Source organism: Tardiphaga sp. 862_B3_N4_1 (assembly GCF_051811085.1).
In the GTDB taxonomy this organism is placed as follows: Bacteria; Pseudomonadota; Alphaproteobacteria; order Rhizobiales; family Xanthobacteraceae; genus Tardiphaga; species Tardiphaga robiniae.
The window spans coordinates 1,226,696-1,240,594 of sequence record NZ_JBPWQB010000001.1 but is presented as its reverse complement, the minus strand read 5'-3'; the positions used below and the strand labels follow the sequence as shown (position 1 = coordinate 1,240,594).

Below are 13,899 nucleotides of genomic sequence, written 5' to 3'. Positions count from 1 at the left end.
CTGGCGCGGATCAAGGAGAACGATGTGCAGCAGAAAATTCTAATCGGCCTGGCGGCTCTTTCGCTCGCTGTCATCGCCTTCGTATTCATCGCGCGGCCAAAGCCGTGCACCGGAAATGTCATGCAGGACGATCTGATCGCCTGCGGCCTCAAGATGGGAGATCAGAAATGAAGATGCGCTATTTGGCTGCGGTCGCTTGGCTGGCGCTGGCTTCGCCAGCATTGGCCGCACAGGGATCCGGTTGTCTGCCGACGACGGGCACTGTGTCGGGCCTATCGATGACGCAGTTCATCAATCAGGCCCTTCAAGCACTGATTTCCGGTAACTCCGGCGCTTCGGCCCCGGCGACGGATTGCACGGCAGTTCCGATCAAGGGGCAGACTTGGCTCGATACCTCGGTCACTCCGAACGTCGAGCGTCGCTATGACGGCAATTCGTGGGTGGCTGTCGGCGCGATCGACGCAACCAATCATGTTTGGTCGCCACCGATCGGCGGCGGCAACGCGTCGATCACTGCGGCGGCCACCACAGATATTTGCGCGGCACCGTCCGGCCTGCAGACGGTCACCGGTACCACGACAATTACCAGCTTTGGCTCCGGCTGCCCTGTCGGTGTCATCAAGAAGCTTATCTTCAACAGCGCGACGCCACTGACTTACAACGCCACATCGATGATCCTGCCGGGCCAGCGGGATTACGTGGCGACGGCTGGTGATCTCGCTGAAGCGCTTCACCTCGGGGCCGGTAATTGGCGAGTGGCCGTAGCGAAGATCGATGGCAGCGCGGTCACAAATCCGGCTACGCCTGTCGGTACTGTGTTCTACGGTCAGTGGGGAACCATCCCGGTAAAAACGGTCTATGGCACCGGCCAAGCGATCTCGCGCGCGACCTATCCCGACTATTTTGCCGCCGCTACACGAGTGCAGTCAGGAACGCTGACGGCTGGCAACACTACGATCACATCGGTTGCCAACACGGCCGGACTGGGCGCCGGCATGCCGTTGGAAGGTGTCGGCATTCCAGCTGGAACGACTATCGTCAGTGTTACGTCATCTACGATCGTGATGTCCGGGACAGGAGCGACGGCGAATGGCTCGCAATCCATCCGCGCCTTCATCACCGGCTACGGCTCGGGTGGTGACTCAACCACTGTAGGCGTCACCAATTGCGTGGGTAAAACGATTGCTGGCCGAGATCCTTCGGCAACCAATCTCGACGCCGCTTCCGCACTCAACACCTCGCAGGGTGCTAAGAACAGATTGATTGATCAGAGTCAGCTGCCGAACGTCGGGTTGAGTGTTGCTGTAAGCGGAACGGTGACAGTGCAGTCGCTAGATGGTGGGATCGTTAACGGCAGCGTTCTTCATCATCAGGGCGATCCCGGTGGGTCGTCAGGATACTATGATAAGTTGGCAGACGGCTCCGCCGCGGGCGATTTCCGAACCTCGCAGGGCTTCAACAGCATGACCGGCGGTGCGTCGTCGATCAACGGGGGCGTTACTCAGATCAGACTACCGACGGTTCAGCCCACGGTCATTGCCGAATGCGTCGTGGCGGTGCTGCCTTAGCGCAGCACCGCGCTTGTCTGAGTCGGTCGTTGCCGTGCTTCCGTAGCGACCGGGCGGATCTGCCATTGGAACGGTCGAAAGACGATTATCGCGATGTACGGCAAGAGGACCAACGTTCCCCATGTAATGTCGCTATGCATCGTCATGAAAAGGTTGAATGCCTTGGGTGCAATATCGCGAGGAATGCCGGTGCAGAAGATGAAACTCACCACTAAGGTTCCGATCCCAAAAGCCTTGGTGCGCTGATCGACCAAACAAGCCGCGACGAGAATGCAGAAGGGCAGCATGAGTTGGACGAAGTGCCCGCGCCCCGACATTGGAGAAAGCATAAGCATCGCGATGATCAGCAAAGATCCCTCTATCGCTGTCATCTGCCAGCGTCTTGTCAGGAGAAATAGCGGTCCGACGGCGAGTACGAACGCGATCTGAGTCGCCCGATAGATCGCAGCAAAATGCTCCTGTGCCGAGGTCTGATCAACCGCTAGAGCAACCATCCCACGCAGCGATAAATTGAGAGGGTTGGCCGTATCCCAAAACGCATATCGCGAAGCGTTTGCTTTATCGAATAGGCCGGGCGCTGCGATCTCCTTTAGCCAGGTCATGAAGTAGCCGGATGAGGATCCCTTTGGAGTAAAAAAGAGATCTGGCAAAAACGAGATCGCCACCAAAGCGGCGAGAAAGATGCCCGCCGCGGCAAATCTTCGTCTGAAGATTAGGTAGGGCAGGAATATCAGCGGAGTGACTTTGACGGCGGCAGCAATCGCCAGCGCGACGCCTGCGGAGTAGTTCTGATTTCGCATCAGGCCTCGGATGCCGAACAGAACGAAGACTAGCCCCAGCATGTCGAACGCTTGATCCTCATACACAGCCAGAATGAATTTTAGGCTGATAAGAAAACTTAGCGTCTCAAAGGTGACTAGCCGCGTGCCAGTCCAGTCGCCGGGTATCTGTTCCTGAGCGATTTCCTTGCAAAGGATAAGGCACTGCGCCGTGCAGGCCAGCGTAATGACGTACCAAATGAGCACGGCTAGCCATAGGGGGACGCTGGCGAAGGGAAGTATGAGAAAGGCGAAGGCGGGTGGGTATGTGAAGCCTACGTCGCACGCTTGCATGATCTGCTGCGTCCAGAGGCATTCGGCCGCGTGCCGATAAAGCAGCATGCCGCCGGACCGGACATAACGCGGATAATAGGCCGCAGCGACCAGGGCAAGAACGATCCAGCCCCAATTCTTGGCAACAAAACCTCGAAGCATCGTAACCCCCAGCACAACCCAAGCGAGAGATCTGACACGGTTCCATGTCTCCAGCAATGGTTGTGCGGCAGCTCAGTTACTCCAAACCAGGATGGCTACCATGACCATCGCTGCCCTTGTGCCGCCTCCCCTCACCTTTCGCTACCAAATGCGTCGCATTAAGTGTACTAATCGTACAGTTGATTGGTTTGTTGCATCAGGGAGGTGAGATTGTCAGACGTCGCGCAATTGGGCCTCGCGGTCGATAGCAGCCAAGCCAAAGCCGCCACCAACGATCTTCGGAACCTCGCGGCGGCCAGCAAGACGGCCGAGGATGCCGCCGATCGGCTGGCACAGGCGAGCACCAAGGCCGCGACTGCGACCGGCGCAATCGCAGCGGCGGCAGCGCGCGCCGGCGTCTCGGTCGCCGAGTATCAGGCGCGGACCGCCAATTTCAATGCCACGACCGAAAAGATGGCGACGGCATCGGCCACGGCGACGAATGCCCTCACAAGGATGAACGTCGCGGCCACTTCCGCGAGCTCTGGCGGGCTGGCAGCCGGCTTCACGAAGATGCTTGGCTCATACAACGCCGCATCGTTGGCACTGCAGGCCATCACCGCAGCGTCGACGGCCTATTATGCACTGACCGCCAACAACGGCCCTACGGTCGAGAGCACGCTCTCCGAGCAAGCGCGGCTGCTTGGCGCGGTGAAAGACGCTTACCGGGACGCAGCTGACAAAGCCGGCAAGTTCTATGATCAGTCCAAGGCCATCCTCGAGCTGCAGACGTCGCAGAACATCAACGCCCTGCAGTCGAACATCAGGGATCAGACCTCGTCGTTCCTGCGCAGCCAGGTGCCCGTCTCGGCGCCGAGCAACCCGATGGGCGATATCACCGGCGCCAGCGCCTTCGACATCTCGGCCGGTTTCGGGCCCTTCAAGAACGCGCTGGAGGAGCTCAGCGGCACCATCGCCCTGGGCGCGCCTGCCATTGAGAAATTCCGGAACGCGATCGCCGACATCGGCAACTCCAATCCGGCCCTCGCTGGCGTGGCTAATCAGCTGCTCACTGCTTCCCAGGAGGCCGGGTTGGCCGCGGACAAGGTCAAGGAGATGCAGCGCAGTCTCCGCCTGTTGCAGGGAACGGCAACGAAGGAAGATCGCGAAGGCCTCGGCCTCTCCAATCGCGTCCGAGCTCCACAACGGGATCCGTTCGATAGCGCCGTCATCTCCGCGAACAAGCACGTTGCCGCCATGAAGGCCGATGCGCTGGCCGTCGGAGAGACCGTCGGTCAGCATGCTCGCCTGCGAACGGAAGCGCAGTTGCTCGAGGCTGCTCAGCAAAAGGGTGGGCTCGCTACGGCGGCGCAGGTGGCGAAGCTGAAGGAGCTTGGCCAGGCCGCTGCTGATGCGGCCATGGCGCTGGAGCGGTCGCGTGTGACCGACGCCATCGGGTTTGGACGGCGGACCTCGCTGCTCAGCCCTGAAGACGCACAGATCGCCGCTCAGTTGCGTGGCTTATATCCCGACGTCGCCACGGCGCTCAACAGCCTTGAAGCGTCCGGCATGCGCGCTAACGATGCACTGAGGGCCATCTCAGGCACCCTCGACACCAACCTGACCACCGGCTTCTCATCGATGCTGATGGGCACCACGTCGCTCAAGGACGGTTTCTCGTCCATGGCCACGTCGATTATCGGCGACATCGAGAAGATGATCGTCAAAATGTTGATCGTCCAGCCATTGATGCGCAGCCTTCAGGGCATGTTCGGCGGTGGTGAACTCCCCGGCTTTGGCACCAGCAGCTTCGTCGGGCCTCTCCCCGGATACGCCAACGGCGGGATGCTGCGCGGCGGCTGGGGCGTGGTCGGCGAGCGAGGCCCCGAGCTGATCAACGTGCACAACCGCGGCGTTACGGTGGTGCCAAATCACATATCCAAGCCATACCTGCCCGGCTTTGCCGACGGCGGGATGCTGAACCCCGCGGGTGGCGTGACGCGCCTGCCGTTCGGTCAGAATAATCAGCCGGCCGGCATCACCTTCAGCGGCGGGATCCACATTTCTGTGCCGGAGGGAACGGCCCCGACGGATGCTGCGGCCATCGCATCTTCAGTCAAAGAATCAATGCGGCAGGTGGTGCGCGAAGAGCTAACATATCACTCTCGCCAGCGCGGAATGCTGAACTCTGGCATGTAGGAAGACAAAATGGGCAATGCTGAAATCCTTGGCATCGAACTAGCGTTCGGCGCTTTAGTAATGCACCTGATCGAGACCAAGAAACTCGACAGAAAAGCGATGGAAGCGACCTTCGCCTCGGTCGACGAAAGACTTCAACAACACTTAAGCGGTTCAAAATCGCGAGAAGACAGCAACTTTATCGGCGAGTCCCTCTCTGTGTTTCGCGGGCTTGTAGCAGCCTGCGGTGCGCCGGAGATTAGAACCGATCCTGTGGCTCGCCACCTCCGGATCGTCGTGGACAATCAAGATCCCAAGGAATCTTAGACGTCGCACTAACGCGGAGCATCAGACATGCCGAATGTAGCGGCGGTTACCGGGCCAAAGGTCAAGGCAGCGCCGGCCGCACGGCCGACGGTTTCGATCAGTCCGCCTGACCCTGATCGCCTGCAGCGGCTTCTGGTACGGCTCGAGCGACCGCTGATCGACGCCGCGGTTCGGGCTCGCCTGTTGCGCCTCCTGCAGTTCTACGATGAGGGGCACATCGTCCTCCTCATCGCCACGATCACGGAGTCTGAGGGCAACGAGAATGCCTTGGTCGAACCTGTCGTCAGTGCAGTCTCCAACGTGATCAATCAGCATCCCGAGTGGGTGGCGCGCGGCGGCCAGTGGCTTGAGGCGTTCGATCAGATCCCGCTCATGGAAATGCTGCAGGCAATGCGCGCGCTCGATCTTTTCCGGGAGCGGACGATCGGCAACTATTACGCCATGGCGCTGCGCAACAAGCTCGCCAGGGTGTTTGCGGAAATGGACGCGCCGCCGGCGCCGCCACAGCCCAACCGCACCAGTGCGGCCCGCAGAGCGATTGAACAGGGTCTGGAGCTACTGAAGGTCAAGGGGCCGCACTCGACAAGCCCGATCACGCGCGCAGCGGCCGATCGCTTTGGGCTTCACCCGAACGAATGCGGCCAGGTGCTAAGCGCAGCGCGATTGTATGGCGATCGTATATGGCTCGTCGAGAAGCTATCGCGGGATGCGCTGTTCACGTTGTCGGCGCCATCAACGCCGTTGGCGGTGCGGGATGCCGTAGAGCGCCGCTTGCGCGCCGGTGAAACCATCCGCGCGCCGGAGATTCAGAGGCTCAGAAGAGGTATTTGAAGTCCCCACTGCGCGCTCTGCTCAGGACACGCCGTCGTATGAGTATACATCTGGTCTATATTTAGAAGGAAGATCGGCCGCAACTTCAAACAAGCTGGCGAATTCAAGGCACGCTTTAATAGCCCATCGCGTGCACCCGGCAGTTGCCCAGCGACGCGGGAAAACGTTGGAGTCATTCAAGAAAGGGCTCGGAGAAAATTTACCGTCCAAAGTCCTGGAGATCTGCACATGTCTGGCTGCCTCGCCGGACCATTCAGGTTTGAAGTGGGTCAGCGCGTTGCGAAGTTCAATCAGTGTTCGAACGTTTCTTAGAGTATCGCTCCCCGGCGCTAGTTCGGGTTTGTCACGTAGAAACAAGACCATCTGAAACTTGTCGATCGACGGTTTTCGCTCAAATGTTGACCAAAATTTCTCGAGCAACTTCGTCGAATGATCGGGAAACAGTTTTGCTTTGTCGGCAAATATTTCATTCGGATAAGCTTCTAAGCTTGCGCCCGCCGAAAGAATGCACGCGCTGGCATTGTGCAGGATCTCATTATAAAAATCGCCAAACTGAGCACCATGGTTCGCTTGCTCCACATCATACACAGTCTTTGAAAAACGAGACGCTGCAAGCAGGTGTTGTGTAGCAAAATTCATCCGAGTTTGCACAATTGCATTAAACGCCATCGACGACCTCGCTGCTGATAAGTGTGGCCATCGGCGTAAGCAATCTCATCGAATGGGCGCTGCTGGTCATTTTGGTAGCACTCGTATTTTTAACGCTCCGTCGTCGCCGTATGCCGAAACCATCTTTTCGTTTAAGGCTGCCTGCAATTTTGCGGTCTCCTCCGAACCCGGAATTTCGGTGATTCTCATAGGCAAAGAGGCTCGACCTTGTATGATCATTGCGAGACCATGCATGATGGAAAGCTGCGATTGCTCGAGGTCCACGCGTCCCTGCGGATAGTAGATGCCACGCCGCAGTTCTTCTTTGCCAAAAGTGTAACCCACGGCGGTGGACATCACGGAAAGCAACTCGACCAGTAATTCGCTCGATCTTTCGTTCCAAGCCCTAAAGTCCGCGGGATCAGCAGTGTCTTTCGGCGCCGCGTGTGCCAGGTTGCCAAACAGCGATCGCCAAGCCTCGACGACTTTACGGTCGGCAGCGCCACCAAATCTCTTCGGCGCAAATTCGAGGTCGATAAGATTTAGAGCTTTGACGTAATCGTCGTGCAGCCTCGTCGCCCGATTGGCGAGAAGAGCGGTAAAAATCCATTGTCGCCGCTTAGATCGCTCGCCAGCGCGTTCGATCCACTTCTGTGTTTGCACCGCCAAGATCGGGCCGGCTACGGTTGCGATGACGACCCACCATTCAATAGGCAATTGAAAATCCTCTGATTCGCGCGATGCGATCAGGATGGCAGGATTCGCTCTTAGCGCGAGAGTCGGGCGCGCGACTATGCACGGTTTACACAGAGCGACGCCCGAGCCCGCTCTGTGCTCAAAAGGTCAGAAATTCTGACCTTAAGCGAAATAGCTTCGTGTGGTCAGAGACATGCTCCCGCGGCTTTGCCGCGGTTACCGCGGCAATCGCCGATGCCTTTACGACTTGGCGAGCTTGGGATTATCCCGCAGCACGCGGCGATGCAGCCCGTCCCGGTCCATCACTTCCTGGCCGTCTTTCAGCAGGCGGGTGGTTGGCACCCCGAGTATGAAGCAGACCTCGGCGTCTTTTAGGGCCATGGCCTCGGAAACAAAATCTTTGCTTCCCTTCAGGTAGTAATCACTTTCCAACGTCCACATGCGTCCTCTCCATCATGCCGGCGACTCGGCTGGCATCATTACTGGAGCCGTGGCGTAGGCGGCAAGCGCACGAAAGCGCCCCGATGGGGATGGATTTTTAAGCAAATCAGTGAAAGCATGTCCGTGGGCCTGATAACCCGGACCAGAGCTATAGCCGCACATCCTTGGTCAGGATGCTCCCGATTGGCGTCGGGGGTGACGGCTGAATGAGTTTGTGCATTTCGTGCACTAACTCGACGGACGTGCTTGGCGGCACGGATCCGAACCCTGCCTTTATGGCCGGGGGCGGACGTGCTGTCCAGAGGGGCAACCCTTAAAAGCGTCCGGCTTGTCGCTCTGGCAAGTTATCAGCCCCCGGCTGCAGCGGCTGTCCCGCTGCGAGGGCCCTGATAAGCCCTTTCAAGACAGAGCACTGATCATGAAAACCCCCACCAAGAAGCCAGGGTCACCCCTGGATGCGATCTATCGACGAGTCGACCTGACGCCGGAGCAAATCTTCCAGGCTCTCAGCCGCCTGCGGCAGGAAGCGCAAGAGCAGATCGAATACCTGATCGACCTCTGCGACGAACTAGATGGCGACGTCGACCTCGAACCCGACCCTGCCGAGCAGAACCTCGCCTCAGTCAGTCAGAACGCTTATCACTACGCTCTGGAAGCCCACGACGACGCAGAGGAAGATGACTGCGAGCTTGAGGACGGCAATGACGACGAGCCATCGCTGGGCTCGGCCAACCCGACTATGTCCGGAAGCCAGCAGCAGTGGTCGGTGGCTAACGCCGGACTCGACTATGAGGACGAGCACGACGGTGGGGAGCCGGATGATTCCGGCATCGCCGACATGGACGGCTACATGGAGCAGGTACCTAGCCTGTTCGAAGGGCATCACCAGCGGGTGGTCGCCTGACCAAAAAGTAAGGGTACGGGTACTTTTGCCCGTCGGCTACGGCCGGCGGGTTTCAAGGCGACGGATCTTCTTTGAAAATTGCGACGTCGCCCGTTGCAGCGATCTGCTGAAGCTCAATATTCGCGGCGAAGTACTTAGTTTGAAGTGAGTGGACTACTTCAAATCCGATCTGACGAATAATAGCTTCAATCGAATTCTCTACGGGCTGCGTCGGTTGGTCGGCAGCGGGCGCATAGTTGAAGCCCGCGCCCGTCAAAAGGACTGACTTATAAGCCTTCGATGTAATGCTGTTGTCGAGGTGCGCTCCACCATCACGATCGCGAACGATCCGGACGAGGTCTAGGCGAGAAAGCGAACCTTCCTCCTTTGTTAGGATGACCTCATTCCACCATTGGCTAACGTCGAACTGCTCGGCAGCTGCGACAACAGCATCCCTGCCCGCGGGTAATGCCTGAATAAACCATGAGGCCGGCCGCTCCCCGACTTGCTCGATCGGAATGCACTGGATACAGAGCAAACTGCCCGACGGACGGGACGTCATCATGCTGGGTGTCCAGCCAAGCGCATCGATAATGGAAGTGTGGCTTCGGGAACGTGGGCCGAGCAAAATGAAAACGGCATTCGCCATGCGGGCAGCTTCGGCGATATGACCAAAATCGTATCCTGAAGCCGACATCTTCAGAGCGCCGTACTGCTGCACGAAAGCGCGAAGGAAACCAAATCTGGTTCGGCGTAGCATTTACGATTCGCCTTATCATTTAGCGCGGGATAATCGGCGCCGATCTGGAAATAAAAACGTTTGGAGAACGCGTTTTACGGACACTAAGCGGACACGATACGAAGCGGACACAATAAGTGGCTCGCTATACTCGTAAGTCTATGTGTCTTCTGGGTTTTTGGTGGGCGCACTAGGGCTCGAACCTAGGACCCGGTGATTAAGAGTCACCTGCTCTACCAACTGAGCTATGCGCCCGGATCCAGATCCGGATATCCCCGTGGGGACGGCGTCGTTTAGCAAAGCGATCCGGGGATGTCCAGCGACGCTGTCACAAAAATTGCACCGTTTTTCGCAATCGCAAAAATGCGAAAAAGCCGCTGGATTTCAGCGGCTTCTTCGTCATTGCGACAGTGGAAAACTGCGTCGCGTCAGAGCCGTTCGGCGCCCGGTGCGGCGTCGCGGTCGAATCTGTCGCCGGGGCCGCCGGGACCGCGATCGTCGTCATCGCCGAAACGCGGGCGATCGACGCCGGGAGGGCCGAATCCCTCGCCTTCGAAGCTGCCGCGCTCGAAGCCGGGTCGCGGGCCACGGTGACGCCAGCCGCCCTCCCCGCCGCCGAAGCCGCGGTCCATATGGGTCAGCACTGCCAATCGGCGCTTCTGGCCGTCGTCGAGGGTCTTGTAGAGCGGGTCGGCGGCATCGGCGATTTTCTTCAGCGCGGCGGCCGTGGCGGCCATGTCGCCGGCGCGCTGCTGCAGGCGGGCGACCGGATTGTCCGGCGTGTCGGTCCGCTTCGCGTCGTCGTCGCGGTTCTTGCGCTCTTCCATGCGCGCATTGGCGCGGTCGATGCGCAGCTTGGCGAAATCGCGCACAGCGCTCTCTACCGCCGGCCACATCTTCTCCTGGTCCGGCGTCAGCTTGAGCCCGGCCTTCACGGCAGCGATGCGCGCATCGGCGAACGCAGCGCGGTCTTCCGGATTCATCCGGACGTGATGATGCATCCATGGACGGTGCTGGGCATAGACCGCGGTGGAACCGGCGATCACGGCGACAGCGGCACCGGCGAGCAAGATCTTCTTCATGGCAACCTCCTTTGGAAAGTCACCTGAAGATGATCCCGCGCCGCCGGACCTTCAACTTACGCTTTGGCCATATGTTTTCCGGATGTGTTCGTTTTCTGAATATGCATTCACGATGGAACACACTTCAGAATTCTTTTGTCACAGCATCCCGAGCAATCGCGGCAGCCACAGCGAGAGTTCCGGAATGTAGGTGATGAGGCCGAGGAAAATCAGCAGCGTGATCAGCCACGGCAGCACTGCAATGGAGAGTTCGGTGATCCCCATCTTCGCGATACCGGAGGCGACGTAGAGATTGAGTCCCACCGGCGGATGACACATGCCGATTTCCATATTGACCACGATGATGATGCCGAAGTGCACCGGATGAATGCCGAGCTTGACGGCGATCGGATAAAGGATCGGCGCCATGATCAGAACGATCGAGGACGGCTCCATCACATTGCCCGCGAGCAGCAGCAGCAGGTTCACCACCAGCAGGAAGGTGATCCAGTTGATGCCGCTGTTCGTGATCCAGTTCGACATCGCCTGCGGGATCTGCTCGCTGGTCATCAGGAACGAGAACAGCACCGCGTTGGTGACGATGTAGAGGATCATCGCGCTCATGCTGGCCGAGATCAGAAGAACCTTGGGCACGTCCTTCCACTTCATGTCCTTGTAGATGAACATCTCGATCAGGAAGGCGTAGACGGCGCTCATGGCGGCGGCTTCCGTCGGCGTGAACCAGCCGAGATAGATGCCTCCCAGCACGATAACGATCAGCGAAATGCCCCAAGCTGATTCCCGAAAGGCGTGCCAGCTCTCGGCCCAGGTTGCCTTGGGTATGCGCGGATAGTTGTTCTTCCACGCGCGATACCAGGTCGTGGCGGAGAGCATGACGGCCAGGATCACACCCGGTATCATTCCGGCCATGAACAATTGTCCGACCGAGGCGGAAGAGACTTTCTCGCCGGCGGGACCGAAGTAAACGGCACCGCTGGTCGATACTGCGTAGATCACCATGATGATCGAAGGCGGAATCAGGTTGCCGAGCGCGCCGCCGGTAACGATGATGCCGGCAGCAAAGCGCTTCGGGTAGCCGACCGAAAGCATGGCCGGCAGCATGATCGAGCCGATCGCCACCACAGTCGCCGGCGAAGACCCCGACACCGCTGAAAACAGCGCGGCGGCCATCGTGGCTGCAATGCCCAGTCCGCCGGCCCAATGGCCGATCATCGTCCGCGCGAATTCGATCATTCGCCGCGCGACGCCGCCATGCGTAAGGAAGTTTCCGGCGAGGATGAAGAACGGGATCGCCATGATCTCGAACTTCTCGATGCCGGTAAACAGCTTCAGCGCGACGGATTCGATCGGCACGTTGGTCATGAAAAACAGGAACGTCAGCACCGTGAGACCGAGCGCGATCGAGATCGGCATGCCCGTCAGCATCAGCACAACAAGCAGTCCGAAAATAATGGCAGCGATCATCGGATGATCCTCGCGGCGCTGGCGGCGGCGGCTTCGGGATCGATCCCCTCCACGTCGGTCTCGTCATGATGTGGGAGTTCGCCGGTGCGCCAGAACTTGCGAGCAACCTGCAGGAAGCGGAAGCACATCAGATAGGAGCCGAGCGGAACACAGAGATAGATGATCCAGCTCGGCAGTTCGAGATCGGGCGTCACCTGATCGGTGTACATCAGCCCGTAGACGAATTTCGCGCCCATGCTCCCGACCACAAAGGTGAAGAGCGCGCCGCAGAGCAGACCGAACATCACCACCGTCTTGCGCCAGGGCGGGTCGAGTTGGTTCACCAGCACATCGACGCCGACATGGATGCCGGTCCGCACGCCGTAGGCGGCGCCGAACTTCGCCATCCACACAAACATCAAGATGCACAGCTCCTGCGCCCACGACAGGTGGATCGGGAACAAAAACGGATAGAAGAACGGGATGCCGACGAGGTAGCGATGTGCCACTGCAATGAAAATGATCACGGTCGCGGCCGCGATCAATGTCATGATCAGCAGTTCCTCAAGCCGATCGAGGATGCGAAGAAACATTTAGTCCCCCAGTGCGGGTCAACCGGCAATTGATCTGATCGCGGCGTGACCTTGCGCTAACCCCATTCCGCAGTCAGGCAACTGCGGCCCCCGGGGCGTCAGTGGCTTCCGCACCCGAGGGCGCGGAAGCTCACATCGTCAATCCTAGTTGGTGGCGCCGCGCGTTTCCTTGAGAAATTCGTCGATCAGTGGCTTGCCTACCCGGCCTGCTACATCGGTATAAACCGACTCCACCGCCTTGCGCATGCCGGCATCTTGCTCCGGCGTCAGTGTAACAAATTCGGTCTTGCCGCTCTTCTTCATCTCGGCGAGTGCGTCGTCGTTTTCCTTCGCCGACTGGCCGTTGCCATAGGCGGTGGCTTCCTTCATGGCCTTTTCCAGAAGGCCGCGAGTATCCGCCGGAATGCCATCCCAGAATTTCTTGTTCACCACCACCACGTAACCGATGTAACCGTGGTTGGTCAGCGTGGTGTACTTCTGCACCTCATGCATTTTCTGGGTGTAGATGTTCGACGGCGTATTCTCCTGACCATCGACCACGCCCGTCTGCAGCGCCTGGTACACTTCCGAGAACGCCATCACCTGCGGAATCGCGCCAAGCGTGCGGAATTGAGCTTCCAGCACCTTTGACGACTGGATGCGGAACTTCATACCTTTGTAGTCCGCGGGAGTGAGCAACTTCTTGTTCGCGGTCATCTGCTTGAAGCCGTTGTCCCAATAGGCAAGGCCGGTCATGCCTTTGGAATCCAGCAGCTTGAGCAGTTTCGCGCCGAGCGGGCCGTCAGTCACCTTGCGCAGGGTGGCGAGGTCCGGAAGGATGTAGGGAAGATCGAAAACCTCGAACTCCTTGACGCCGATCGGCCCGAACTTCGAGTTCGACGGCGCCAGCATTTGCACCGCGCCGAGCTGCAAGGCTTCCAGCTCTTCCTTGTCCTTGTAGAGCTGCGAGTTCGGATAGACTTCGACCTTGACCTTGCCGTCGGTGTATTTCTCGGCGAGTTCCTTGAACTTCTCCGCAGCGAGGCCCTTCGGCGTGTTCGGCGCGACGACATGGCTGAATTTGATGATGATAGGCGCCTGCGCGGCGGCCGGTCCTATCAATGCAAGCGCGGCAACCGATGCTGCTGCGAAAATCAATTTGCGCATGTGTTTCTCCCCGTAATGACGTGGGAGCTCATTGAGCGGCTCCCGCTTGTATGCCAGTTGCAGCAATATAGAGATCAATGCGCAAACACCAT

At 58.8% G+C, this 13,899-nt stretch carries 15 protein-coding genes and 1 tRNA gene; 6 read left to right on the top strand and 10 right to left on the bottom strand.

The window, feature by feature from the left end; all coding sequences use genetic code 11:
• The first annotated feature begins 24 nt into the window (after positions 1-24).
• Entirely contained in the window at positions 25-171 is a 147-nt protein-coding gene (locus AB8B02_RS05820; RefSeq protein WP_439063382.1) for a hypothetical protein, read from the top strand.
• Positions 168-1,568 carry a hypothetical protein gene (locus tag AB8B02_RS05815; RefSeq protein ID WP_439063381.1) on the top strand — a complete coding sequence of 467 codons (1,401 nt, stop codon included), beginning with the start codon at positions 168-170 and terminating at the stop codon, positions 1,566-1,568. The genes AB8B02_RS05820 and AB8B02_RS05815 overlap by 4 nt, the downstream gene beginning before the upstream one ends.
• Here the strand turns inward: AB8B02_RS05815 and AB8B02_RS05810 are convergent.
• Entirely contained in the window at positions 1,565-2,821 is a 1,257-nt protein-coding gene (locus tag AB8B02_RS05810; protein ID WP_439063380.1) for a glycosyltransferase family 87 protein, read from the bottom strand. The two genes, AB8B02_RS05815 and AB8B02_RS05810, sit on opposite strands and share 4 nt — an antisense overlap.
• A 210-nt stretch (positions 2,822-3,031) precedes the next feature.
• Here AB8B02_RS05810 and AB8B02_RS05805 point away from each other — a divergent pair, with 210 nt between their 5' ends.
• The 3 genes from AB8B02_RS05805 to AB8B02_RS05795 are packed head-to-tail and all read left to right on the top strand — an operon-like array spanning position 3,032 to position 6,136.
• Positions 3,032-4,999 carry a hypothetical protein gene (locus AB8B02_RS05805; RefSeq protein WP_439063379.1) on the top strand — a complete coding sequence of 656 codons (1,968 nt, stop codon included), beginning with the start codon at positions 3,032-3,034 and terminating at the stop codon, positions 4,997-4,999.
• A gap of 9 nt (positions 5,000-5,008) precedes the next feature.
• Positions 5,009-5,305 (top strand): hypothetical protein, encoded by a 297-nt coding sequence (locus AB8B02_RS05800; RefSeq protein ID WP_439063378.1) that lies wholly within the window; start codon positions 5,009-5,011, stop codon positions 5,303-5,305.
• Positions 5,306-5,332: 27 nt separating this feature from the next.
• Positions 5,333-6,136 (top strand): hypothetical protein, encoded by an 804-nt coding sequence (locus AB8B02_RS05795; protein WP_439063377.1) that lies wholly within the window; start codon positions 5,333-5,335, stop codon positions 6,134-6,136.
• A 21-nt stretch (positions 6,137-6,157) separates the two neighbouring features.
• Here AB8B02_RS05795 and AB8B02_RS05790 read toward each other — a convergent pair whose 3' ends face one another.
• The 3 genes from AB8B02_RS05790 to AB8B02_RS05780 all read right to left on the bottom strand — a co-directional run bounded on the left by AB8B02_RS05790 (position 6,158) and on the right by AB8B02_RS05780 (position 7,921).
• Positions 6,158-6,805 (bottom strand): hypothetical protein, encoded by a 648-nt coding sequence (locus AB8B02_RS05790; RefSeq protein ID WP_439063376.1) that lies wholly within the window; start codon positions 6,803-6,805, stop codon positions 6,158-6,160.
• Positions 6,806-6,871: 66 nt separating this feature from the next.
• A complete protein-coding gene (locus AB8B02_RS05785) occupies positions 6,872-7,501 on the bottom strand; it encodes a DUF6680 family protein (protein WP_439063375.1) in 630 nt (209 codons plus the stop codon).
• Positions 7,502-7,720: 219 nt separating this feature from the next.
• The gene (locus tag AB8B02_RS05780) at positions 7,721-7,921 is read right to left on the bottom strand and encodes a hypothetical protein (protein ID WP_439063374.1); all 201 of its coding nucleotides are present in this window, start codon (positions 7,919-7,921) and stop codon (positions 7,721-7,723) included.
• A gap of 418 nt (positions 7,922-8,339) precedes the next feature.
• On the opposite strand from AB8B02_RS05780, the gene AB8B02_RS05775 reads away from it, so the two are divergent.
• The gene (locus AB8B02_RS05775) at positions 8,340-8,825 is read left to right on the top strand and encodes a hypothetical protein (RefSeq protein WP_439063373.1); all 486 of its coding nucleotides are present in this window, start codon (positions 8,340-8,342) and stop codon (positions 8,823-8,825) included.
• Between the two features lie 52 nt (positions 8,826-8,877).
• Here AB8B02_RS05775 and AB8B02_RS05770 read toward each other — a convergent pair whose 3' ends face one another.
• From AB8B02_RS05770 to AB8B02_RS05745, 6 genes are all read right to left on the bottom strand, one after another.
• A complete protein-coding gene (locus AB8B02_RS05770) occupies positions 8,878-9,564 on the bottom strand; it encodes a hypothetical protein (RefSeq protein WP_439063372.1) in 687 nt (228 codons plus the stop codon).
• A 158-nt stretch (positions 9,565-9,722) separates the two neighbouring features.
• A tRNA-Lys gene (locus tag AB8B02_RS05765) sits at positions 9,723-9,798 on the bottom strand.
• A gap of 173 nt (positions 9,799-9,971) precedes the next feature.
• Entirely contained in the window at positions 9,972-10,625 is a 654-nt protein-coding gene (locus AB8B02_RS05760; protein WP_439063371.1) for a Spy/CpxP family protein refolding chaperone, read from the bottom strand.
• Between the two features lie 138 nt (positions 10,626-10,763).
• Positions 10,764-12,089: a TRAP transporter large permease gene (locus AB8B02_RS05755; protein ID WP_175366840.1), complete on the bottom strand. Its 1,326-nt coding sequence runs from the start codon at positions 12,087-12,089 to the stop codon at positions 10,764-10,766.
• Positions 12,086-12,661 (bottom strand): TRAP transporter small permease, encoded by a 576-nt coding sequence (locus tag AB8B02_RS05750; RefSeq protein ID WP_068738416.1) that lies wholly within the window; start codon positions 12,659-12,661, stop codon positions 12,086-12,088. Before AB8B02_RS05750 ends, AB8B02_RS05755 begins: the two co-directional genes overlap by 4 nt.
• 144 nt (positions 12,662-12,805) lie before the next feature.
• Positions 12,806-13,807, bottom strand: a complete 1,002-nt coding sequence (locus tag AB8B02_RS05745; RefSeq protein WP_231077537.1) for a TRAP transporter substrate-binding protein — start codon at positions 13,805-13,807, stop codon at positions 12,806-12,808.
• Positions 13,808-13,899 lie beyond the last annotated feature (92 nt).

Coding starts and splice junctions, on each gene's coding strand:
- AB8B02_RS05815 (WP_439063381.1), top strand. CDS start 168: ATGAAGATGCGCTATTTGGCTGCGGTCGCTTGGCTGGCGCTGGCTTCG.
- AB8B02_RS05810 (WP_439063380.1), bottom strand. CDS start 2,821: ATGCTTCGAGGTTTTGTTGCCAAGAATTGGGGCTGGATCGTTCTTGCC.
- AB8B02_RS05800 (WP_439063378.1), top strand. CDS start 5,009: ATGGGCAATGCTGAAATCCTTGGCATCGAACTAGCGTTCGGCGCTTTA.
- AB8B02_RS05795 (WP_439063377.1), top strand. CDS start 5,333: ATGCCGAATGTAGCGGCGGTTACCGGGCCAAAGGTCAAGGCAGCGCCG.
- AB8B02_RS05790 (WP_439063376.1), bottom strand. CDS start 6,805: ATGGCGTTTAATGCAATTGTGCAAACTCGGATGAATTTTGCTACACAA.
- AB8B02_RS05780 (WP_439063374.1), bottom strand. CDS start 7,921: ATGTGGACGTTGGAAAGTGATTACTACCTGAAGGGAAGCAAAGATTTT.
- AB8B02_RS05775 (WP_439063373.1), top strand. CDS start 8,340: ATGAAAACCCCCACCAAGAAGCCAGGGTCACCCCTGGATGCGATCTAT.
- AB8B02_RS05770 (WP_439063372.1), bottom strand. CDS start 9,564: ATGCTACGCCGAACCAGATTTGGTTTCCTTCGCGCTTTCGTGCAGCAG.
- AB8B02_RS05760 (WP_439063371.1), bottom strand. CDS start 10,625: ATGAAGAAGATCTTGCTCGCCGGTGCCGCTGTCGCCGTGATCGCCGGT.
- AB8B02_RS05755 (WP_175366840.1), bottom strand. CDS start 12,089: ATGATCGCTGCCATTATTTTCGGACTGCTTGTTGTGCTGATGCTGACG.
- AB8B02_RS05750 (WP_068738416.1), bottom strand. CDS start 12,661: ATGTTTCTTCGCATCCTCGATCGGCTTGAGGAACTGCTGATCATGACA.
- AB8B02_RS05745 (WP_231077537.1), bottom strand. CDS start 13,807: ATGCGCAAATTGATTTTCGCAGCAGCATCGGTTGCCGCGCTTGCATTG.